This window comes from Rhizobium sp. 05L419, assembly GCF_056397845.1.
In genome coordinates, this window is the sequence record NZ_JBFTOF010000020.1 from 22,849 (window position 1) to 45,269 (window position 22,421).

The window sequence follows — 22,421 nt, forward strand, 5'->3', positions numbered from 1 at the left end:
GCCATTCAATGCAGGACTTTCTCGGCGATCTTCTCAACCGCATCGAAAATTCCGGCGCCAGCTTTTCTGAGCAGGCCTATACCATCGTCGGCAACGAGATCCTGCCGCTTCTCCGGCTGATGCTCGTCGTCTATGTCACCTGGTATGGACTGCAGCTCGTCATGGGAACAGCCCGCATCGGCGTCGGGGAGATCGTCCTACGTATCGTCCGCATCGTGATGGTCCTGATCCTTGTCGGTTCCTGGGGCAACTTCAACAACTTCGTCTACCGTTGGGTCAACGATACGCCTGAGGATGTCGGCCGGGCGATCCTTGCTGCCTCCGGGACCGGCATTAGAGAGCCCACGAACGGCATGTCGATGATCTGGGAAACTGCCAATCAGGCGGCGTCCGCCTTGGCCGAGCAATCCGGTTATTTTTCTATCCTTCCCAGCATGGTCGGGATCCTGATCATGGTCGGCGCCGGCGTGTTCATTGCAGTGGCGCTCGCCATCCTGATCCTGGCGAAAGTGATGCTCTGGGTCCTGATCGGAACCGCGCCGATTTTTATCTCGTGTTTTCTGTTCGAACGGAGCCGCGGCTATGGCGTCGGCTGGTTCAACCAGGTCCTGACCTATGCACTCATCCCGCTCTTCATCTACGTCATCGCGGCGTTTCTAATCGCCGCGATGAATCCGGAACTCTCCAAGATCGACGCGGCAAGCGGATCACGCACGCTGGCGCTCGGTGATATCGCAGGCTTCCTGTTGCTGTGCATCGCTGGCGGTTTCGTGATGCTGTACATCCAGTCGATCGGCCAGGGCATCGCCGGCGGTATTGCGTCCGGCGTCGGAGGTGCGGCAACGCGCATTTCCCATACCATCGGTGTGCGGATGCCGGTTGCAGCAGGAAATACGGCCGTTCAAGGCGGCCAGTATGCCTATCAGAAAGCGCGAAGTTTGCGGAGCCGGTTTCGCGGCGGTGGAGACGACGACAGTACCGGCGTCAAGTCCGCCATGCAAAGCCGCATCGCGCAGCAAGGCAATCCCACCTGAGCACTGACCTTCTGGAAGATGAAAGAATATGTCTGAACCCAAAGATCTGGATTTACGAACTTATTATCAAAGCGGCGATATTTGGGAACAGGAAATCGTCAAGAGGGCCAGGAGGTCGACAGCGATCGCATGGTTCGTGACGATGATCTTTGGCGCCGTTACGCTGCTCAGCCTCATTGCGCTCGTCATGCTGGTGCCGCTCAAGAGTTTTGAACCCTACATCGTCGAGGTCGACAAGAACACGGGCTATGTCGAAGTCAAGACCGGGCTCACGCGGCCATCGACGCTCACCGAGCAGCAGGCGATCACGCAGGCCAACATCGTCCGCTATATCCGCGCCCGCGAAGGCTACGATCCTTATTCAATCGAGCAGAATTTCGGAATAGCGGCGCTGCTGTCGACAGGCAACGCCGCGCGTGAATTGCAAGATCTCTACAGCACCACCAATCCGAAGAACCCGTCCAAGACTTATGGCCGCAACAAACGGCTTATGACCGACATCGCATCCGTGACTTTCCCCAACAGTTCGACCGGCATCGTCCGCTTCTCGACGACGGAAGTTTCCGACACCGATTCGATCGTCCGTCACTGGATTGCCGTGGTGCGATACCGCTACACCGACACGCCAGCGACCAATGAATGGCGTTTTGAGAATCCCCTCGGCTTTCAGGTGTACGACTATCGGCGCGACCAGGAGACAGTAACAGGGAGCGGCCAGTGACCCGGTATTTGCTCCCCTTTATTCTCGCAGTAGTATCGATCTCCATGGCGCGGGCTGCCGAAACGCCTTCCGCCGGCCGGCTCGACCCCCGCATAACGAGTGTCGTCTATCAGCCCAACAATGTCGTGCGCGTCTTTGCCACCTACGGTATCTCGACGATGGTCATCTTCGACGAAGATGAGAAATTCGAGACGATCGCGGTTGGTGACAGTGACAGCTGGGATGTTGTGCCGACTGACAAGGGCAACATCCTCTTCGTCAAGCCGAAGGCGAAGAACGCCGCGACCAATATGAACGTGGTCACGACAAAGCGCATCTACTACCTCGAACTCAGCGATTTTGCGCCAGAGGACAACAAAAAGATCTTCGGTATTCGCTTCATCTATCCCGACAAGGATCTGAACGCCTCGTTGCGGAAGGAGGCGGAGGCGCGCGCCGCCTATCCCAATATTTCCGGCATCGACAAGGCAAACGTCAACATCGATTATTCGTTCTCGGGCGACAGCGGCCTGAAACCGTCGGTGGTCTTCGACGACGGCAACAAGACGTTCTTCAAATTTGGCGCAAATGTGCCGGCGATCTTTGCCGTGAATGCCGACTTCACTGAAACGCTGCGCAACTTCCGCCGCGAGGGAGAGTACATCGTCGTCGATGGCACGGCCACGCAGTACACGCTCCGTGAGGGCAACCAATGGACCTGCATTTTCAATCTCCGCAAACCCGACTTTGGTGCACCGGATCCGGCAATCATGGGACCAGTCTTCGACGAGAAGGCTAGCAAGAGACGACGGAGCGGAAACTGATGAAACGGTCCCCCGAACTCGAGGCCATGCTGGAAGCGGATCAGAGCGAGGTACGCGACCAGCGCGCACAGCGCAAGCGGCTCGCCGGGGGAGCGCTGATCCTGCTTATCGGCACGGTCCTGGCTTATCTCTTTGTCCTTGCACCGAAGAAGCCGGCACAGGATGTTCTGCAGGGCGACGAGGAGTTCTCGACAACGACGTTTCGGCCGCCCTCCTTTCTTCGTAACGAGAGCCCAGAGGAAAAGCCAGCCGACAACGTGATCCAGCTCCCTGAGCCCCCAGAGGAAAAAAAAGATGAACCCAGCGATACGACAGAGTTCGATGTTCCTGCTCCGCCGGTAGCGGTCGAAACGGTCGACGGGCAACCCGAGCGACCTGCCGACGCGTTTCCCAAACGCTACCTCTCCAAGCAGATCATCGTCGATTCCACGAAAGCCGACAGTTCCCAGAGCTCGTTGAATGGTGGAAGCACGGACGGCGCTCCCACGGTAGCGGGTGAAGATCGCAGCAGTAAGTTCCTCGCCACGGCGTCCGCCATTGGAGATCGATCCGCAAAAGCACACCGGATCGATCGCATCGACGCCATGATCCCGGAGGGCACACTCATTCCCGGCACTTTGGAAACGGCGATCAATAGCGACCTGCCCGGCCAGATCCGCGCCATCACTTCTCAGGATGTCTACTCCTTCGACGGCCGCCGTATCCTGATCCCAACTGGCACGCGGCTGATCGGCGAATATCAATCCGAGGTCACGCGCGGACAAAAGCGCATCTTCGTGATTTGGACACGGCTGCTGCGCAACGACGGTGTCTCCGTCCGGCTGAATAGTATTGGCACCGACAGTCTCGGCCGCTCTGGATTAACCGGTAACGTCGACAACAAATGGCGAGAGCGTTTCGGGTCCGCGATCCTGTTGTCGATCGTTGGAGCAGGCTCCTCTTTCCTGACCGGCTACGGCAACGGGCAGTACAGCTCCTCAGGCAACGGCGACAGCGATTCCGACCGGGCTGCCGAACTCGCCCGTGAGACGATCGCCCAAACCTTCTCCGACATGGCCAATCAGGCGCTCGGGGAAAGCCTCCGCATTGCGCCGACGATCAGCGTCCATCAGGGCGAACGCATTTTTGTTTACGTTCGCCAGGACCTCGACTTCTCCGCGATGTATCCGGACCCCGTTGAGGAAGCCTTGAAGGAGATCAAGCATGAGCGAGGCCTCAATACCCGCCGCAACAGCCGGCAATGACCCGCATTACTTTCTGAAACGGGCGCTTGCACCATTGGCTACGTTTCTTGGCGATCCAGGGGTCGTGGAGATTTCGGTCAACCGTCCAGGGGCAGTTTTTGTCGAACGCCTGGGCGCCGACCACATGGAATTCCACGCGGTTCCCGCTCTCACGGCTCATGAGATCGAGCATATTGGCGAGCGCGTGGCCGCCGCGAGCGACCAGTTCATCAGCCGCATTAATCCCCTGCTCAGCGCCGCCTTGCCGTCCGGGGAGCGCATCCAGATTATTCTCCCTCCTGCGGCGCCCGATGGTGGCGCAATTTCGATCCGTAAGCAGGTGATCAGCGAGTTCACGTTGGCCCAATACAGGGACAGTGGGGCGCTGGACAAAGTCTCGGTGACGGTCGACGGCCTCAGCGCCACGGAGGAGACACTTTTGGGCCTGCTGGAAGCAGACCGTATCCACGACTTCATCGAAGCTGCGGTTCGCGAGCGTGTCTCCATTCTGATCAGTGGCGGAACCTCGACCGGCAAGACGACCTTCCTCAACGCTTGCCTGAAGAGCATCGATGAGCAGGAACGGATCTTGACGTTGGAGGACACGAGGGAGCTCTTTCCACCACATCGCAACAGTGTGCATTTGGTCGCCTCGCGTGGTAATCAGGGAGCTGCGCAGGTGACGATTCAGTCGCTGCTGGAAGCTTCGCTGCGCATGCGGCCGGATCGCCTTTTCGTCGGCGAGATCCGCGGCGCCGAGGCCTTCGCCTTTCTGCGCGCCATCAATACCGGCCATCCCGGCAGCATGTCTACCGTGCATGCTGATACGCCGATGGGTGCCTACGAGCAGCTTGCCATGATGATGATGCAGGCCGGCATGTCATCGGGATACTCGAAGCGGGACCTCATGTCATATATCCGGATGGTCATCCCGGTGGTGATCCAGCTTCGACGCGACGGCGGCCGTCGCGGCGTCTCTGAGATTTATTTCGCGCGGCGAGCACCATGAGCAGATCCTATCAGGCGATCTACCTGTTTTTCTGTCTGCTGATCGCCATCGCCGTCTGGACGCTGAGCTACAGCCTGATCCTTCAGCTCATCTGGAAAGACGGCCGGATCCTGAAGCTGGTGACGACCACCAATCCGCTGGCGCCCTTCCAGCAGTTGATCGCCTATTCCAATAGCCGCCCCTTGCAGTTGGTCGCTAGCGGCGCCCTTGTGCCCTCCTTGATCATCGGCTCCATTGTCGCGATTGTCGGGCTTCGCCGCTCATCGAGCCCGCTCGGCGACGCGGCGTTTCAGGATGTGCCGTCGCTGCGCCGTGGCGGATGGTTCCGCAAGGACGGGCATGTTTTTGGACAGGTCGGCCGCAGCCTCCTTCGCCGCCACGACGATCGCCACCACCTGATCATCGGCCCGACCCGTTCAGGCAAGGGCGTCGGATATGTCATCCCCAACGCGCTGATGTTTCCCGGGTCGATGATCGTCACGGACCTCAAGGGCGAAATCTTCGAGCTTACGGGACGCTACCGGAAAGCTAAGGGTCACCAGGTCTTCCTGTTCTCGCCCGGCGCCGCGAAGACGCATCGCTGGAATCCGCTCGATTTCGTACGCAGCGACCGGGGCAGCCGCACGATCGATATTCAGAACATGGCAAGCATCCTGATCCCGGAGACCGTCGGATCCGAAAATGCCGTATGGCAGGGAACGGCGCAGCAGGTGATCGCCGGCGTCATCAGTTACGTTTTGGAGAGTCCGCACTACAGGAACCGTCGCAACTTGGGGGAGGTCAACCGCTTCTTCAACGCGGGCGTCGACCTGCAGGTGCTGATGAAACTGATCAGAGAGAAGGAACCAGGGCTGTCACGTTTCACGATAGAGAGTTTCAACGCCTACATCGCGTTGAACGAAAGGTCAGCACGCTCGGCCCTACTCGACATCCAGAAGGCGCTTGCGCCTTTGCGCAATGAGCGCGTGATTGCTGCAACCGGCGTGACGGACATCGACTTTGCATCCCTCCAGCGTCGACCAGTGACGATCTACCTCGCACCGAACATCAACGACATGACGATCTTGCGGCCGCTGCTCACGCTCTTCGTTCAGCAGGCTATGGATCTACTTACTCGGGAGCATAATCCGAAGGCCCTGCCCGTCTATTTCCTCCTCGATGAATTCCGGCAGTTGAAGAAGATGGACGAGATCATGAACAAGCTACCCTATGTCGCGGGCTATAACGTCAAGATCGCCTTCGTCATCCAGGACCTCAAAAATCTCGACGAGATCTACGGTGAAACGGCTCGGCACTCGCTTCTCGCCAATTGCGGTCTGCAACTCATTCTGGGGGCCAATGACCAGGCCACCGCAGAGTATGCCTCGCGGGCGCTTGGAAAGCGGACCGTTCGCTATCACTCGGAATCGCGCACACTGGAACTGATGGGCTTGCCGCGGCGCACAAAGGTGGAGCAGATCCGCGAGCGCGATTTAATGATGCCACAGGAGATCCGCCAGATGCCGGAGGATCGTATGATCGTGCTCGTCGAAGGCCAGTTGCCGATCTTCGGCGGGAAGTTGCGCTACCATGCCGTCGAGCCATTCAGGGCAGCCGCTGCCTATGCGCGACAGCAGCCCTTGCACGTTCCCGACCTTGAATTTGAAGCAATTCTGCCCGTTCCCGCGCTCGCTCCGGGCTACGGTTCTCATCCCCAAACTCCCCCCGATAAAGGCCCGCAGCCCGAGATGCAGCCGTTGCGACCCGCCGAGAAGGCCGCACCGCCTATTCCGGTCGCGCGAAGTGTTAGGAAGTCGGCGACGAGATCAAAAAGCCGATTGACCAAGGCAGCGACCGACACCGCCCAGAATTCAGAAAGACATGACCTTGTCGCGGAAATGGAAGAGCGAATTCTGCGCACGGCAGTCGAACTGAAAACGGCCGTCACCGCAACGTTGGAGCAATCACCCGATATGCACCAGACCCAGCGCAAAGGCATACAGGATATCCTGGCTAAAGCGGTTCCAGACCCGGTGGAAATAGGATTGGGGTAGCCGGGTCGGCGGTCAAGTTCGTTCAACGTTGCGTGCGACCTTGGTGAACATGCACAGGAAAATCGCCCAATTGGGTTGCTCGGTCTTAGGAAGCATGCAAGCCCGGATCCGGCAACGCGGATGATCGCGCCACCGCCACCCCCTTTCCCGCCGCGAATTCCCACAAGATCAAGGCGGGCAAGAGGTTTCACGGTATCCATGACCAGCGCCTCGACAGCTGCGCCTTCAACCAGGAAGGGGACGCCGCCCGAGCCGCTTCGCGCCTCTCGTCCCAAACGGCAAGCCGATCCCAACGCAGTATCTTACGACCGATACACGCGCAACTTGATCTCAACCTGTAGCGGGGACAAGGCTCCGAAAACGAAAAAGCCCGCCGCGGGAGGTGTGGCAGGCTTCCGAAAAGAACCGAACAGCGACTGGGAGGAGGAGTGCCGCTGTTCCGGCAGAGGCCCCTTGGGAGGAGTCGGCCGTCTGAAATTTGAAGCTCTGCGGGAGGAGGTGCATTGCTTCGATAGGTCGGCTCATACACCGACATGGACCTGGCAAATGTCTCATGCCGCTCTGCAGCTATGCAAGAAATACAAGCCGGAGGGCTTGCGTTAGAACGAGGACCAAACCGACCTTAGACTTGGGAGTTCGACGCAAAAACGCCCGCGTCATCAGCGGGCGTCGAGCAATCCAAAAGGACAAATGGTGTGCGGCTAGCGCGCAATCGATGCGCGAGCAACGCTGCGGATGTCGGCTCGGTCGATACCGAGGTCCTGCAGTTCACGGCTGGACATGCGGCCGAGTTCGGTGACGGTCTGACGGAACTTGCGCCAGTTGTTGAAAGAGCGTGCTACGTTCATGATAATCCCCTTTCCTGAGGGCTGTCTGACGTCAGCAACCTTGCTCGGTTCCGGCGTCGTTTCGATCATTTGAATATAGGGGCTTCAATCGGTTTAAAACAGCGACAATCCCTCACCCCACCTATGCGCAACACGCATAGGATCTTCCTTTTCCGCGGGGAAATGCTCGTTAATACGACATATTTCGGACGTCCGATGTGAATGCATGGGAGATGGGATTCGAACTGCGAACACGGAGATTGTCGACAGATCGATGACCTCCGCCTCGCGCAAAAAGGAAACCCAAACCTCAAACCACTCAGCCATCGTGATATTTACTACATGCATCTACCGCCGCTATTATCAGCCTGAATTTAGAAATGGGATTGATGAATGAGAAAAGGCGACTTTAGCGACCTGGCGGTGTTCATAGCCGTCGCCGAGGAAGGTAGCTTTACCCGTGCCGCCGCGAAGCTGGGATTGTCCCAGTCGGCCTTGAGTTACGCGGTCCGAATGCTGGAGGAGCGCCTCAAAGTCCGATTGCTTTCGCGAACGACGCGAAGCCTGTCGCTGACCGATGCCGGGGAAAGATTGTTGAATGGCCTCAGGCCTGCCTTCGATCACATCGACAGTGAACTCGCAGCACTTACGGCGCTTCACGACAAACCCGCCGGAACGATCCGCATCACAACCTTTCGGCACGCGGCAAAAACCGTGCTCTGGCCCGTCCTGGCGAAGCTCCTTCCAGACTACCCCGACATCTCCGTCGAGATCAATCTGGAGGAAGGACTGACCGACATCGTGGCTGGTCGGTTCGATGCCGGCATCCGCCTTGGGGAGCAAGTCCAGAAAGACATGGTCGCAGTCAAGGTCAGCCCGGATTTGCGCATGGCTGTGGTGGGTTCACCATCCTACTTCGCCAAGCATAAGGCCCCGGAAACGCCTCGCGACCTTGGCGACCATCGATGCGCCAGCTATCGCCAGACCACGGCCGGCGGCCTCTTTGCTTGGGAGTTCGAGCGGGACGGTGTCGAGCTTGAGGTCAGGGTGAACGGACCGCTCATCCTCAACGACGGGGAAATGCTGGAAGCCGCTGCTCTCAACGGGCTCGCGTTGGCCTGCACATTCGAGAGCCAGGTGTCCCACCATATCGCAGAGGGACGACTAGTGCGGGTTCTGGACGATTGGTGCCCTCCTTTCGCTGGCTACCATCTCTATTATCCGAGCAGACGCCAACACACGCCCGCATTCGCTGTCCTGCTCGAAGCGCTTCGCCACAAGGGATAGTGACTTCGCGCCATTTTTGCCGTCCGTTCCAGGATGAGCTCTTCTCGCGGCGAACACTTGGGGCGATGATGGCCGTTTATCTCTCTCATTTCTAGCTTCATGCGGATTATGCAGTCTAATCGCACGGATCGATCTCAGCTATATTCCTCTTCATGAAATCCGGACGGAGAAGCCGTCAGTTTTCACATCACACCATCGGTTTTTCCCAGGAGCCGCGATCCATTCGATCGTAGCAACGGAGAAACCTGGCCAATCGACAGAAGAGGACAACTACTGTGGGTTTTAGTTTGTCGTTTCAAACCGGAAAATGTCATACGCCCGTTAGGTTTAGCCGATAGATGCTACACGATTTTCCGCTAACGATTTCAATGAAGTTCCGACTTTGCCCAAGCGATTGCACGATCGAACATCAATGGCGGCTAGCGCGATTTCGGACGAGCAGTGGTCGACAGCGCGCCGCGTAGCGCGTGAGCTGGATAGGATCCTCGACGAGGGCGGCCTAAGACAGCCAGCCATTGTTCGGACGGCGGCCGAGCTGCGCCTCTCCACGCGCCAGGTTTACAATCTGCTCGCCCGCTATCGCACGGCGCGGACGGTGACAGTCTTGCTTCCACGCGCTACCGAAACACGACGTAAGCGGCTTCCGGCGGAAGTCGAGGAAATCATAAACACGACACTGCGTGAGCAATGGCTGAAACTGGAGGCGCCGCCACGTCGTCGCCGAGATCCGCGCCCGCTGTGAGGAAGCCGGCCTTGCCCAGCCCTCCTATGTCACGATCGCCCGCCGCATTCCGGCGTTGTTCGCGCCTGAAGAGATTGCCAAAAAACGCTCGGCCAATCCGAAGCACCTGCTGCGACTGAAGCCGCGACCGGGCTATATTCATGCGCCTCACCCGCTCGATGTCTGCCAAATCGACCACACACCAACCGACATCAATTTCGTGGAGGTCGTCGACGGAGGTGGTGTGTTCGTCGGCCGTCCCTACCTGACGATTATCACCGATGTCGCGACACGCTCCATTCTTGGTTTCTGCCTCACCTTGGAAAAGCCCTCGGTCCTGTCTGTCGCTCTTTGTCTCGCCCAGGCAATGGGCCCGAAAGACGCATGGCTCGCGGTCCGCAATCTCGATCATTTGTGGCCGATGTTCGGGCGGCCACGGTTGCTGGTCACGGACTCGGCGAAGGAGTTCAAGGGGCATGCGTTCCAACGCGGCTGTGAAGACTATGGCATCCGGATCCGCTATCGCGATCGCGGCCGAGTCCACCAGGGCGGCGTGGTCGAACGACTGCTGGGCAAGCTCAACACGGTTCTCGCCGCCTACCCGGGGTCTGCCGGACGCTCGGTAGCCGACCGCGACGGATACCCGTCCGAGCGGCGCGCCTGCCTGAGTTTCGCAGACTTGGAGCGCTGCGTAGCGCTCGCCGTCATCGATCACAATCTTCAGGAAAACCCGAAGACGCTGAAGGTGCCGTTCACGGAATGGCACCGCAACAGCGCGGCTCTGCCTCGTTTCGACGACGATCCGCAACGCGTGCTGCTGTCATTTCTGCCGGGCGCGGAAAGACAATTGTCGCTGCAAGGGGTCAGCATGTTCGCTTTGCATTATTACTCGCCGTGGCTGGGCGTTCTGGTTCCACAGCGAGATCGCCTGTCAAAGCTGGAGGTACGATATGATCCGCGCGACATCAGCCATGTCTATATCCGCGACCCGCAGACCCGACAGTTTCGGTCCGTCGAGCGGCGCGACGGTCATCTGGCGCCTTTGACGTTGTTGGAGCACGAGGCCGACCGGGCCTTCCGGCACGCGACAAATCACCGCTCGAGCGTCGAGAAGGCGGCGTTTCGCCGTGAGATCGCAACTATTGTCGATGCCGCCAAACCCTCCAAAAGACAAATGCGCGATGCCGTACGCGGTGCGCATGCGGCTGCAGCGGCAAAGCCCTATGAAGCCATGCAATTGCAAGCGCCGGCTCTCGCCGAACACCCTCCGCGCCAGAAGCGCAGGTTGCCGGTGGAGGATTGGTAGCAGGGCATGCCGGATCATCTGCTCGAACATGTCCGACGGCATCTCGATCGTGGTCACGAGGAACGGATCGCTTATGTCCGCGCTCCGCGGTGGATCGGGCACCATGTTGCGAAGGATGCTCACCGGCGGCTGGCGGAGCTGGTGTCACGACCATCGTCGTTGCGGACACAGGGCCTGATGCTGGTTGGCCCCTATGCCAATGCCAAGACGATGATCGCCGAGCGGTTCGCCGTCGAACACCTGAAGACCTCGCCCGAACAAAGAGTGTGGATAGCCCAGACGCGTGAGGGCGCGGGACTTGGCCACTTCTATGCAAGCATTCTCCAGGCGCTTCGGGCACCTGGCGGCGATATGCGGGATGTCGGCCGCAAAGCCAAGCAACTAGATCATTTGCTGGCCAGCCTCAGACCGAGAGTGCTGATTTTCGACGAGTTCCACAATGCGCTGCGCGGCCGAGCCCGCGATATCGAGGCCATCTTCGCTTCCCTGCGGCGGATTGGCCGACAATACGATGTCTCACCGGTGCTGGTCGGCGAGGTCGCCGTCTATGACTTCGTCAATGCCACCAGCGAGATGGCGAGCCGCTTCGATCCGGTTGTGGTCCCGCGGTGGCAATACGACGAGGATTATCTCGTGCTCCTCGACAGTCTCGAAGCAGCGTTGCCGCTCGCTCGAAGCTCGGATCTGTCCGACGAACCATTGGCGCGCCGGATATTCAGCCTTTCGGAGGGATTGATCGGCGAGATCGTCGCCATCGTCACGAAGGCGGCGATCAACGCCATACGATCGGGCACGGAGCGCATCAGCAAGGCCGGCGTCGACGAACTGCGCCACGTGCCGATCTCGCAGCGACGCAACTCGGCTCTACGCCAGAGCCTTCTATGATGGCCATCGATGGTCTTGGTCTGGCAATCGGCATCCGCGAGCGATACCATGACGTTGTTTCGGACCGATGGCCGGTGATCGTCGCCCCGCAGCCCGATGAGTTGCTGTCGAGCTGGCTGCACCGGCTTGCATTTGCGAACGGCATTGCGCCTCGACCGTTCGCCCGCGTACTCGGGCTCACTGCAGGAATGTGGTCGGCCTCTCTGGACCTCAAGCTCCCGGCCGACGTCGCGACCCTGCTCCACACCCACACCGGCATTTCGCAACACCAGCTCTCGGCGATGTCGCTGACCGGATCGCCGCTGAAGCCGCTTTTGCTGCCGTTGCGCAACAACGGACGTCGCGACGGTTCGACCTGGCTGCAGTTCTGTTCTCGATGCCTGGCCGAGGATGCACAGCCATATTTTCGGCGGCGATGGCGGTTGGCGACCCGGACCTCATGCGCAAAGCATAGTTACAGATTGCGCGATCGATGCCCATCCTGCCGCAGCCGTATCGCGGCTTTCGATCAGACTGAACTCGTTCCGCAACATCATTGTGCCCGCTGCGGCTACGACCTGCGCCGGGCGTCGATTATCGCTGTCAGTCCGGCGGCAGGGCGGCTTGATCGGTGTATCGACGATATCTGCCGACTGGAATTGATGGCCGGCTCTCCGTCCAGCGGTACCCTCGTTGGGCGTCTACTGAGCGTGCCCAACATTTCCGGCATCCATCCGACGACGATACTGACCAGCCTGTCCACATCGGTGCGCCTTCGATGCTTCGAACGGCTGACAAACCGACCAAATGACTGGTTGACGGTCGACGATGATGTTGTCGTCGCCCATTGGCGACGGCTGATCCTGTTGGCAGGTGGGCACAACACGTTGATCGCGCAGCTTGCTCTCGAACAAAAAAGACAACGGCGCACCCCGAGGAAACGCAGCGTGCCGACGGCGGAGCTCTCTGCTCTGCTGGGAGCCCTATGCACGGGTGATAGAAGGCCCTCGTCGCCGAAGCACCACCATGCGGGTGAACATCTGATCAGACGTTTTCAGCTGCCGCCTTTGATCTTGCAGGCGGAGCCTCAAGCGTGAGCTGCGGGGTCTAGCGGACAATGCTAGTCAGGGCAACCGAGAGCTCTGAATATAAAACGGATTTGGTCACGCAGGCCTGCCTCGGTATGTTCACCGCTTTGGACTCCCTGCTCGACCAGAATGGGGTGGTAGAACGGCATGAAGGCGTTCATTATACTTCGGGCGGATTGCGCGGCATCTTCAACACCAAACTCGTGTGCGTCCATCCCTTCGCGAACAATCGTCTCGATGATCACCACGATCTGGTCACTATGGGCTCTGATGATTGCCCAGTTCTCCTCCGTTGCTGCGACGATCAGATCGTGGACCGGCTTCTCTTTGATGAACGTCGTTTTCCTTTTCTGGTGGAGGAAATTCAAAAGATCTACGAGCTTCTCTTGAGCCGGCGCCTGCATCCGTGCGATCGCATCTGCGGACTGAGCAGTTTCCGCGAAGAAGCGGCCACAGATCGACCTGTTGATCGCCGCCCTCGAGGGAAAAAAACGGTAGATATTGGCGCTGCTCATTCCGAGGCAGGATGCAATGTCGGCCACCGATGTCTTTTGGTAACCGATGCGGCGAAAGTGCTCTTCCGCCACATCCAGAATCCGCTCCCGAAAGAGGCCGACGTCAATTGCTCTGGGCGTAGCTCGGCTCATGAGGTCTCCATTCCGACGTTTCTAACCAACCGGCGTTCCTAGACGCCTCCGATTTTTGCCGGTGGTCCGCTTCTCTGACGCGCATCGGTAGGCTTGGGAAATAGCCCGTGAAAAACCTGCGCGACGTCTTGAACACGGAACGCTACTCAGCGGCCATTGCCCTCGGTGGCTCCAGCTCTTCCATCGTTTCTCCGTGGCTCTCCTCTCTCGTTGGCTTAATCCGAAACCACACAGCGTAAAGTGCTGGCAGAAAGAGCAGGATCATTACTGTGCCTGCCGCCGTTCCGCCAATCAGTGTGTATGCCATCGACCCCCAGAACACCGAATGCGTTAAGGGTATGAAGGCGAGAATGGCTGCCAGCGCAGTCAGGATCACAGGTCGTGTCCGCTGCACCGTCGCTTCAATGACGGCATGATAGTCGTCGAGGCCAGCCGCCTGGTTTTCCTTGATTTGCTCAGTCAGGATCAGCGTGTTGCGCATGAGGATACCTGCCAACCCTATCAATCCGAGAATGGCGTTGAAGCCGAACGGTTGATTGAACAGGAGCAGGGTCGGGACCACTCCGGCAAGACCAAGCGGTGCAGTCAGCATCACCATCGTCATCGTTGACAGGCTGCGAACCTGGAGGACGATCACGATCAACATGGCCGCGATCATAACCGGAAAAACCTGGACGAGTGCGACATTGGCCTTGAGCGACTCCTCGATATTGCCACCCATCTCGATGCGATATCCAACCGGAAGCGATGCGATGAGCGGCTGAAGTGCCTTCATCACCTGCTGGGAAACTTCCGGGGGTTGCGTCGCCTCGTTGATATCGGAGCGTATCGTGATCACCGGCGTGCGGTCGCGACGCTTCAGGATCGGTTCCTCGAACCGGATCTCCGAATGTCCGATTTGATCGAGGGGCACCTGACGGCCATCCCTGCTCATGAGCGAGAAATCGCCCAGCCTGGATGGATCAAGCCGGTTGTCACCTGCGCTACGTGCGACAACGGGCACGTTGCGGATGTTGTCGCGCACCTGCGTGACCGGAATGCCACTCAGCAGCAACTGCATCTGTTGGGCTGCCTCAGAAGGTGAAAGACCAATGAGATTGAGACGGTCCTGATCCGGAACAAAGCGCAACACGGGCGTGCGGTTACCCCAATCCCGGTTAGCCTGGCGGACATCAGGAACACTCTTCATTATAGCCAGGGCCTGTTCGGAAATCTTGTACAACTCATCCTGATCCGGTCCCATGATCCGAAACTCGACCGGAAACGGCGTGTAGGGGCCGAATACAAGCTGGGTCACGCGCACGGAGGCCTCGGGAACAAGACCCTCCGATATGGCGGCACGAAGGCGGTGCTTCAGTTCTTCGCGTGCATCTGCATCGGGCGTCAATACAACGACCTTGGCGAAGGCAGGGTCAGGTAATTCAGGCGCCATGGCGAAGAAGAAGCGAGGTGCACCCTGCCCCACATAGCTGGTGACGATTTTCGCTTCCGGCTGAGTTTGCAGCCAGGCTTCGACTTTCTCTACTGCGGCTGTCGTGGTTTCGATGCTCGTACCTTCGGGCATACGAACTTCGACCAGCACCTCGGGCCGATCCGATGTCGGGAAGAACTGTTGTTTTACGCTTCCCATCCCGACGACCGAAACAGCCATCGTGATGCCGACCACAGCGCAAGTCACGAACTTGTGGCGAACCGCAAACTTGATGATGGAGCGCAGGCGCCGGTAGTTCGGCGTATCATAGATGGCGTGGTGTCCGCCTTCGACCGGCTTGATGTCAGGCAGCATTTTCACGCCAAGATAGGGCGTAAAGGTCACCGCGACGATCCATGAGACGATCAGGGCGAAGCCCACGACCCAGAAGATGTTGCCAGCATATTCGCCTGCGGTCGACTTGGCGAAACCAACGGGCATCAGCCCGATGATTGTGACGAGTGTGCCGGACAGCATCGGCGCCGCCGTATGGCTCCAGGCATAGGCGGCCGCCTTGATGCGGTCCATGCCCTCTTCCATTTTCACTACCATGACCTCGATTGCAATGATGGCGTCGTCGACGAGAAGGCCGAGCGCAAGGATCAGCGCGCCGAGCGTGATGCGGTCGAAGAACCGGCCGGTTTCCAGCATGATCAGGAAGACGACGGCCAGCGTCAGCGGCACAGCAAGCGCAACCACAATGCCGACGCGCCAACCGAGTGCGACCAGGCTGACGAACAGCACGACACCGAGCGCCATGGCAAACTTGAGCATGAATTCACCGACCGCTTCGTCGATGTTGACGGCTTGATCGCTGACTTTGGTGAGCGTCATCCCCAGCGGCAGTGTCTGCGCGATCGCGGCGGACCGCGCCTCAAGCGCCTTGCCGAGCTCAAGGCCATTCCAACCCGATTGCATCACTGCACCCAGCATGATTGTCGGCTCGCCCTGATGGCGGATGATGTAGGTTGCGGGATCCTGATAACCGCGCCGCACCTCCGCCAGATCGGAGAGCTTTAGCGTCCGTCCGCCCGCCACGATCGGCGTATCGGCGATTGCCTGCACGCTGTTATAAGCGCCATTGAAACGGATGAAGACCTGTGGCCCACGCGTGTCGATCGAACCTGCCGGCGTGACCGTGTTCTGTCTTTGCAAGGCTGCGGCGATATCCTGGGCCGATATTCCGAGCGTTGCCAGCTTGGCATAGGAAAATTCGACGAAGATCTGTTCGGGGCGTTCTCCAAGAATGTTGATTTTCTTGACCCCCGGCACATGCAGGAGATCCTGACGGATGACCTCCGCCTGCCGCACGAGGTCCCGCATCGGCATMCCCTTCGCCTTCAGTGCGTAAAGGCCGAAGCTCACATCGGAATACTCATCGTTGACAAAGGGACCAATAACGCCTGGGGGGAGATTTCGGGCTTCGTCGCCGAGCTTTTTGCGAGCCTGATAGAACTCTTCTGCGACGGCGCTCGCCGGAGTATTATCCTTGAGTGTAACGGTGAGGAAGGCGTAGCCAGGCCGCGTCGTGGTTTCGACACGGTCGTACCAGGTGAGTTCCTGGATACGCTTCTCAAGTGGCTCAGCGACAAGGTCCTGCATTTCTCGCGCCGTAGCACCCGGCCAAACCGAGGTGACCGTAAGGGTTTTGATGGTGAAGGAGGGATCCTCAGCCCGGCCCAGCTTGACGAAGGCGTAGGCTCCTGCGGCGGCCAAGAGGACGATGAAGAATAACGTGACGGCGCGTTCGCGGACAGCGATGGCGGAAAGATTGAAGCTCATTATTTCGTCACCTCTTGCTGCGAGGCAATCCTGACGGCCGCACCATCGTCGAGGAGATGCGCGCCCAGAGCGACAACCTGCTCGCCAATTCCAATTCCCGTGACAAATGCCGTTTCTTCGCCGATCTGCTGAACTTTGACCGGGGTGAACTTCACGGTGGATGTGCCGCCGTCAACAACCCACACACCCGTGCGGTTACCGTCGTCCAGGATGGAGCCTACGGGAACAGCGACCTCCAACTGCCTTTCCGCGTCCAGAATTTTAATCGTAACAGTCGAGCCGAGCGGAGCAGAGGCGGCGGAGCCTTCAAGAACATAACGCGCGTCGTAAGTGCGGGTCTGGGGATCGGCAGCGTCGGAGATCTGTCGCAAACGAGCTTTTCCGCTGAGACCGTMGCCTCCGTAGACACTGGCCTCCGCCACGGACCCTACCCGGGGTCGTAAAGTCTCAGGTAGCCAGACAACAGCTTCCCGCGGTCCAGCCTGCGCGAGTTGAACCACCGTCTGGCCTGCTGTCACGACTTGTCCGGGATCTCCAAGCGTATTGACGACCGTTCCATCCGAATCTGCAAGAAGAACGGAATAGGTGGCCGCATTTTCCGCAACCTTGGCGTCGGCTTCAGCCGCGGCGAGCTGTGCGGAGGCCGTATCGAGAGCCGCCTTTGCCTGTTCATAACGCTGTTGAGTGGCAGCCAATCCATTTTTCACCAGCGTCGCATACCGTTTTTCATCTGCCTGTGCCTGGGTCAGGACGGCACGCGCTGCGGTAACCGTATTGCGCTTCGCTGTCAGCGCGAGCTGGAGATCGGTCTCATCAGTGCGCATCAGGGCCTGGCCTTGTCTCACTTGCTGGCCCACATCGACCATCCGCTGAACGATCTTGCCCGGGACCCGAAAACCGAGGTTGCTCTGTACCCGCGAAGCGACCGTGCCGGTAAACGAGCGTTCCGCCGTTTCAGTCTTTGTCGCCTCTGCCACCCTTACCAGTGGTGAAGCAGTCCTTGGGTCTGCAGCCTCGGCTTCCCGTTTAGGCGTTTCGAAAACCAGGAAAAAGGCAGCCGCTCCCGCCGCCGCCACGAGACCCACGAAAGTCAGGACATGTTTGCGTTTCATTTTGAGTTCTCTTCTTGACCAGCGACCTGGATGATTTAGATTGCGATCTAACTCTATTTACGCTATAGATGTCAAATGAAATCTAATCGGAGATCGATATGAGAGTGAGCCGCGCACAGGCCGAGGAAAATCGGGAAACGGTGATCAATGTCGCCAGCCGTCTGTTTCGAGAGCACGGCTTCGATGGTATTGGCCTCAAGGATCTGATGAAGGGTGCCGGCCTTACACAAGGTGGGTTCTACAAGCAGTTCTCATCCAAGGACGATCTCGCAGCCCAGGCGTCCAGGCGTGCACTGGAAAGCGCTACGCGGAGATGGTCGACGGCGGCTGCGACCAGTTCCGATCCCCTTGAAGCAGTCATGGAATTCTATCTCTCACCTGGCCATCTCGGGGAAAAGGCCGACGGTTGCCCTTTGGTGGCGTTGGGGTCGGACGCAGCCCGGCAGAATGCAGAAGTTAGACGCCCATTCGAGGATGGGATCCGGGCTCACTTTGAGGTTCTGGATGAACTGATGGGCGACGCCCGGAGCTCCAATCCCAGCGGCAAGGCGATGGCGATACTGTCTCTCATGGTGGGCGCCGTCACACTGTCGCGGATTATGGAAGACGAGAGTTTGTCGCGAGGCATCCTCGACGCAGCTGCTGGCGAAGTCAGGCGCATTGCGCATGGTAATGATGTCGCCTGAAGTGGGTTCGGTGACCTGGTGCGGATAAGGACCCGCGTTGAGCTGCCGCGTTAATATGCGGGCAACAGCACTTTGGTCCCTGCGTAAATTGAATGTTTTGACAATGGGCACTGGCCGTATCGTCGGCCGGCACGCTTGAGGTGTGCCTATTTTTAATGTGAAGACAGGTGGAAAACAGATGCGTCGTATCGTTGTAACAGGAATGGGAGCTGTCAGCCCCCTTGGAGCCAATGTCGGTATCTCATGGGCACGTCTCCTGGCGGGACAGAGTGGTATTCGGCGACTGGGAGACGACATCGTCGGAGACCTCCCGTCGAAAATAGGGGGAGTGGTCCCCTCATTCACTGAGGATCCTGAAGGCGGCTTCGATCCGGATACCGTCCTGGCTCCGAAGGATCAACGCAAGGTCGACCGGTTCATCGTCTTTGCACTGGCGGCCGCTGAAGAAGCGCTCGCTCAAGCGAAGTGGAAGCCGATTTCGAATGATGATCGGCTACGAACCGCGACGATCATCGCTTCGGGTATCGGGGGCTTTCCCGCAATCACCGAGGCGGTTCGCACAGTTGATCAACGCGGTGTCCGTCGTCTTTCGCCTTTCACCATACCGTCATTTCTCGTCAACCTCGCAGCGGGACAAGTCTCGATCCGCCATGGCTTCAAGGGTCCCCTCGGCGCACCGGTGACAGCGTGCGCTGCTGGTGTTCAGGCGATCGGCGATGCTGCCAGGCTAATCCGATCCAATGAAGCCGACATTGCCATATGCGGCGGAACAGAAGCCTGCATGAATATCGTCAGTCTCGGCGGTTTTGCCGCCGCCAGATCGCTGTCAACCAGCTTCAACGAAACGCCAAGCCAGGCATCGCGTCCCTTCGATATGTCGCGAGACGGGTTCGTCATGGGCGAGGGAGCGGGCATGCTGGTCATCGAAGCGTTGAGCCATGCGCTTGCTCGTGGCGCCACGCCGCTCGCCGAACTGGTCGGATACGGTACGACGGCTGACGCCCATCACATCACCTCCGGTCCCGAAGACGGGAACGGGGCGCGCAGAGCCATGGCGATCGCCATTGCGCAAGCTGGGATAGCCCCGCATGAGATCGGTCATCTGAACGCGCACGCCACCTCGACACCGGTCGGAGATCTCGGTGAAATCAGGGCCGTCAAAAGCGTGTTTGGTTCCGACAAGACCGTCGCTGTCAGCGGGACGAAATCAGCCACGGGACACTTGCTCGGCGCGGCCGGAGGGCTGGAGGCTATCTTCACGATATTGGCGCTCAGCAATCAGATCGCACCGCCGACCTTGAACCTGAATGCTCCGGATCCGGAAGCCGACGGTATCGATTTCGTCACAAACCAAGCGCGCCAATTAGACGCTGAATACGCAATATCCAACGGTTTCGGCTTTGGCGGGGTCAATGCCAGCGCACTCTTCAGACGGTGGACATAAAGGGATCAGTGGTAGCAATCCACCGTTGGCTGACTCTGATCGCCGCGGCCGCCCCGTCTTGAAACTAGCCATGCTTGGGAGCTGACGTTCTATGAACCAAACGATGGTTAGTGCACCGAATATACGCCCCTCCAGCCAAGGATTGCCGTCATTGGCGTGGGTGAGCTCGGCAACGTTCCTGGGGGAAGAAGACAGGCATGAAGGCGGGCGCGTGTTACTCAAAGGCATGCTTCTGCCAGACTGCTGAGAGCCTGACAGAGGCCACGTAGATCGGTATTTCCGTCACACTCTACTGCCAGGCCGCCTTCGTATTCCTGGAGCTGCTTGATCCCCCTCTCAAGCCGTTCGCTCCCAGCCACGGTCAGAAAAAGCCGCCGCGCTCTGCGGTCGGTGATATCGACCGGCGCAAAAACCAATTCTTGCCTCATCAGAGGCTTGAGGTTCGCCGCAATCGTCGAAGCATCGATGCCGAGGCTGCGGGAGAGATCGGCGGCTCTAGGGGATCCCGCCTCGGCGATTGCCGCAAGCAGCAATGTCTGCTCGGCAGTCAGTCCTGTCGCTCGCAATGCAGAGTCAGCGCCGCGCGAAATAATGCGATTGGCCCGCTGAAGTACAAAGCATAGATCGTTGGCGATAGGGATTTCCGGGATGTCGGTGGCGATCGGTTCCCTATCAAAGAATATCGTTTTCGTCATTCCTGTATGGCCCCGGACGGCGCGTTCGCTCACCATCAAAATTAGATTGCGTCTAAACTCTATATGTTATTTAGATTTTAAACGTAATCTATTGTCAAGCAGCATGATTCTCTGCCTGCCACTCAGGATGAAGCGTCTATGTGAAGCGTTTCCTGAGTGTGACGAGCTTCATGTCGGCTGCACGCCGATACCCGGAACATCGAGGCCGTAATGCGCGAAAAGGATCAGCCATGACCGACGTCTCCTCTTCAAAGGGTTCACCTGCCATGAAAATCCCGCCGCGGGCTCCAATGGGAGTTCTGGCCCAATCACACCAACCCTCCTCCGATTGGCGCTTCCGACCGTTGTCGTTCTCGTGGTTCAAACACTTGTCGGGGTTGCCGAAACCTACTTCATCAGTTTTCTTGGCACTGAAGCGCTGGCAGGCGTCACTCTCGTCTTCCCAGTTCTCATGTTGATGCAGATGATGTCGAATGGTGGGATCGGCGGTGGTGTCTCTTCTGCGATTGCTCGGGCACTCGGGGCCAATCGTCACTCCGATGCCGACGGACTTGTCTGGCATTCAGTCACCCTTGCCACCGCTTTCGGCGCTGTCTTCTCGCTCGCCGCCATCCTGTTCGGGTCATATCTGTACCGCTCAATGGGCGGATCCGGAGCGACACTCTCAGCCGCTCTCACCTACTCAGGGATTGTGTTTGCGGGCTCCATTCCTATCTGGATCACAGCACTGCTGTCAGCGGCACTTCGCGGCGCCGGCAACGTCAAGGTTCCCGCACTGGTGATCGTCTCGGGCGCTGTTATTCTGTTGGCACTATCGCCTCCCCTGATTTTTGGCTGGGGTCCGTTCCCACGGCCCGGCGTTGCCGGCGGCGGTGCTGCAGTCTTCATTTATTACCTCTTGGCGGCTGTTGCGCTGTCGATTTACCTGCGGTCGTCACGTAGCCCGCTGAAACTCAGAATTGTTCCGCTACAGGGTCGGTTGTTCAGGTACATATTGGGCGTCGGACTCCCTTCCGCTGTCGGTACGGTTCAAGTCAATCTCACGGTCACCTTCGTCACCGCTGCCGTTGGCCACTTCGGCGCTGATGCCATCGCGGGATTTGGAATTGCGTCGCGCCTCGACTACCTTCAGATCCCCATCATTTTCGGCCTTGGGACAGCAATCGTGACGATGGTCGGCATCAATATGGGAGCAGACCAGGTCGAGCGTGCGCGCAGGGTCGCCTGGATTGGCGCAGGCATGGCGTTTGGAGTCACACAGATCATCGGCCTCCTCGCTGCGCTGTTCCCGCATGTTTGGATGAAGCTGTTCACCAGCGACCCGAACGTACAGGAAATGGGATCCCTTTATCTGCGAACGGTGGCACCTGCATACGGGGCGATTGGATTGGGTCTGGCACTTTACTTCGCGGGCCAGGGAACCAAGCGTGTGCTTCTTCCCGTACTGGCCGGAACCGTGAGGATGATTGTCGCTGCGGGTCTGGGATGGGCCGCGGTGATCTGGTATGGAGCTAGCGTCGGCGTCCTGTTCCAAACCGTCGCCGTGGCGGCGCTCGCTTACGGAATGCTCACGGCCGCAGCCGTTCTTCCGCGCCGAATGTTCTTCCAGGAACGAGAACCTACCGGTCACGCCACTCGATAAATAGATCGGCGTCCAGATCTGCGGAC

Annotated in this window: 17 protein-coding genes and 1 pseudogene; 13 read left to right on the plus strand and 5 right to left on the minus strand. The window is 58.8% G+C overall.

From position 1 onward, the window contains the following. The first annotated feature begins 8 nt into the window (after positions 1-8). Genes AC1DMK_RS22015 through AC1DMK_RS22040 form a run of 6 tightly spaced genes read left to right on the plus strand, consistent with a single transcriptional unit; the run spans position 9 to position 6,823 of the window. Entirely contained in the window at positions 9-1,034 is a 1,026-nt protein-coding gene (locus AC1DMK_RS22015; RefSeq protein ID WP_477861992.1) for a TrbL/VirB6 family protein, read from the plus strand. Positions 1,035-1,062: 28 nt separating this feature from the next. Further along, the gene (locus AC1DMK_RS22020; protein WP_037060250.1) at positions 1,063-1,755 is read left to right on the plus strand and encodes a VirB8/TrbF family protein; all 693 of its coding nucleotides are present in this window, start codon (positions 1,063-1,065) and stop codon (positions 1,753-1,755) included. A 44-nt stretch (positions 1,756-1,799) separates the two neighbouring features. Continuing rightward, entirely contained in the window at positions 1,800-2,558 is a 759-nt protein-coding gene (locus AC1DMK_RS22025) for a TrbG/VirB9 family P-type conjugative transfer protein (RefSeq protein WP_477862126.1), read from the plus strand. After that, entirely contained in the window at positions 2,558-3,802 is a 1,245-nt protein-coding gene (gene virB10 / locus AC1DMK_RS22030) for a type IV secretion system protein VirB10 (RefSeq protein ID WP_477861995.1), read from the plus strand. The genes AC1DMK_RS22025 and virB10 overlap by 1 nt, the downstream gene beginning before the upstream one ends. Next, entirely contained in the window at positions 3,762-4,790 is a 1,029-nt protein-coding gene (virB11, locus tag AC1DMK_RS22035; protein ID WP_037060256.1) for a P-type DNA transfer ATPase VirB11, read from the plus strand. Before virB10 ends, virB11 begins: the two co-directional genes overlap by 41 nt. Next, positions 4,787-6,823 (plus strand): type IV secretory system conjugative DNA transfer family protein, encoded by a 2,037-nt coding sequence (locus AC1DMK_RS22040; protein ID WP_477861997.1) that lies wholly within the window; start codon positions 4,787-4,789, stop codon positions 6,821-6,823. Before virB11 ends, AC1DMK_RS22040 begins: the two co-directional genes overlap by 4 nt. A gap of 701 nt (positions 6,824-7,524) precedes the next feature. On the opposite strand, the gene AC1DMK_RS22045 is transcribed toward AC1DMK_RS22040, so the two are convergent. Continuing rightward, complete coding sequence (locus tag AC1DMK_RS22045) at positions 7,525-7,671, minus strand: DUF1127 domain-containing protein (RefSeq protein ID WP_003552150.1); 147 nt, start codon at positions 7,669-7,671, stop codon at positions 7,525-7,527. A gap of 372 nt (positions 7,672-8,043) precedes the next feature. Here AC1DMK_RS22045 and AC1DMK_RS22050 point away from each other — a divergent pair, with 372 nt between their 5' ends. The 4 genes and pseudogenes from AC1DMK_RS22050 to AC1DMK_RS22065 all read left to right on the plus strand — a co-directional run bounded on the left by AC1DMK_RS22050 (position 8,044) and on the right by AC1DMK_RS22065 (position 12,925). Next, the gene (locus tag AC1DMK_RS22050; protein ID WP_477862000.1) at positions 8,044-8,937 is read left to right on the plus strand and encodes a LysR family transcriptional regulator; all 894 of its coding nucleotides are present in this window, start codon (positions 8,044-8,046) and stop codon (positions 8,935-8,937) included. 382 nt (positions 8,938-9,319) lie between these two features. Continuing rightward, positions 9,320-10,964 (plus strand): annotated as a pseudogene (locus AC1DMK_RS22055) (Mu transposase C-terminal domain-containing protein). A gap of 6 nt (positions 10,965-10,970) precedes the next feature. After that, on the plus strand, positions 10,971-11,849 hold the full coding sequence (locus tag AC1DMK_RS22060) for a TniB family NTP-binding protein (RefSeq protein ID WP_477862002.1): 879 nt from the start codon (positions 10,971-10,973) through the stop codon (positions 11,847-11,849). Further along, on the plus strand, positions 11,846-12,925 hold the full coding sequence (locus AC1DMK_RS22065; protein ID WP_477862004.1) for a TniQ family protein: 1,080 nt from the start codon (positions 11,846-11,848) through the stop codon (positions 12,923-12,925). Before AC1DMK_RS22060 ends, AC1DMK_RS22065 begins: the two co-directional genes overlap by 4 nt. A 23-nt stretch (positions 12,926-12,948) precedes the next feature. On the opposite strand, the gene AC1DMK_RS22070 is transcribed toward AC1DMK_RS22065, so the two are convergent. The 3 genes from AC1DMK_RS22070 to AC1DMK_RS22080 form a co-directional block, all read right to left on the minus strand. Continuing rightward, positions 12,949-13,563 carry a TetR/AcrR family transcriptional regulator gene (locus tag AC1DMK_RS22070; RefSeq protein ID WP_477862006.1) on the minus strand — a complete coding sequence of 205 codons (615 nt, stop codon included), beginning with the start codon at positions 13,561-13,563 and terminating at the stop codon, positions 12,949-12,951. Between the two features lie 142 nt (positions 13,564-13,705). Further along, a complete protein-coding gene (locus AC1DMK_RS22075; RefSeq protein ID WP_477862008.1) occupies positions 13,706-16,816 on the minus strand; it encodes an efflux RND transporter permease subunit in 3,111 nt (1,036 codons plus the stop codon). Further along, positions 16,816-17,928, minus strand: coding sequence for an efflux RND transporter periplasmic adaptor subunit (locus AC1DMK_RS22080; protein ID WP_477862009.1), 1,113 nt, complete (start codon positions 17,926-17,928; stop codon positions 16,816-16,818). The genes AC1DMK_RS22075 and AC1DMK_RS22080 overlap by 1 nt, the downstream gene beginning before the upstream one ends. 98 nt (positions 17,929-18,026) lie before the next feature. On the opposite strand from AC1DMK_RS22080, the gene AC1DMK_RS22085 reads away from it, so the two are divergent. Both AC1DMK_RS22085 and fabF read left to right on the plus strand, forming a co-directional pair. Then, positions 18,027-18,614 (plus strand): TetR/AcrR family transcriptional regulator, encoded by a 588-nt coding sequence (locus tag AC1DMK_RS22085; protein WP_477862011.1) that lies wholly within the window; start codon positions 18,027-18,029, stop codon positions 18,612-18,614. Positions 18,615-18,792: 178 nt separating this feature from the next. Further along, positions 18,793-20,058, plus strand: a complete 1,266-nt coding sequence (gene fabF / locus AC1DMK_RS22090) for a beta-ketoacyl-ACP synthase II (RefSeq protein WP_477862013.1) — start codon at positions 18,793-18,795, stop codon at positions 20,056-20,058. A 218-nt stretch (positions 20,059-20,276) separates the two neighbouring features. Here fabF and AC1DMK_RS22095 read toward each other — a convergent pair whose 3' ends face one another. After that, positions 20,277-20,753, minus strand: a complete 477-nt coding sequence (locus AC1DMK_RS22095; protein WP_477862015.1) for a MarR family winged helix-turn-helix transcriptional regulator — start codon at positions 20,751-20,753, stop codon at positions 20,277-20,279. A gap of 355 nt (positions 20,754-21,108) precedes the next feature. Here AC1DMK_RS22095 and AC1DMK_RS22100 point away from each other — a divergent pair, with 355 nt between their 5' ends. Further along, on the plus strand, positions 21,109-22,395 hold the full coding sequence (locus AC1DMK_RS22100) for an MATE family efflux transporter (protein WP_477862017.1): 1,287 nt from the start codon (positions 21,109-21,111) through the stop codon (positions 22,393-22,395). Positions 22,396-22,421: the final 26 nt, after the last annotated feature.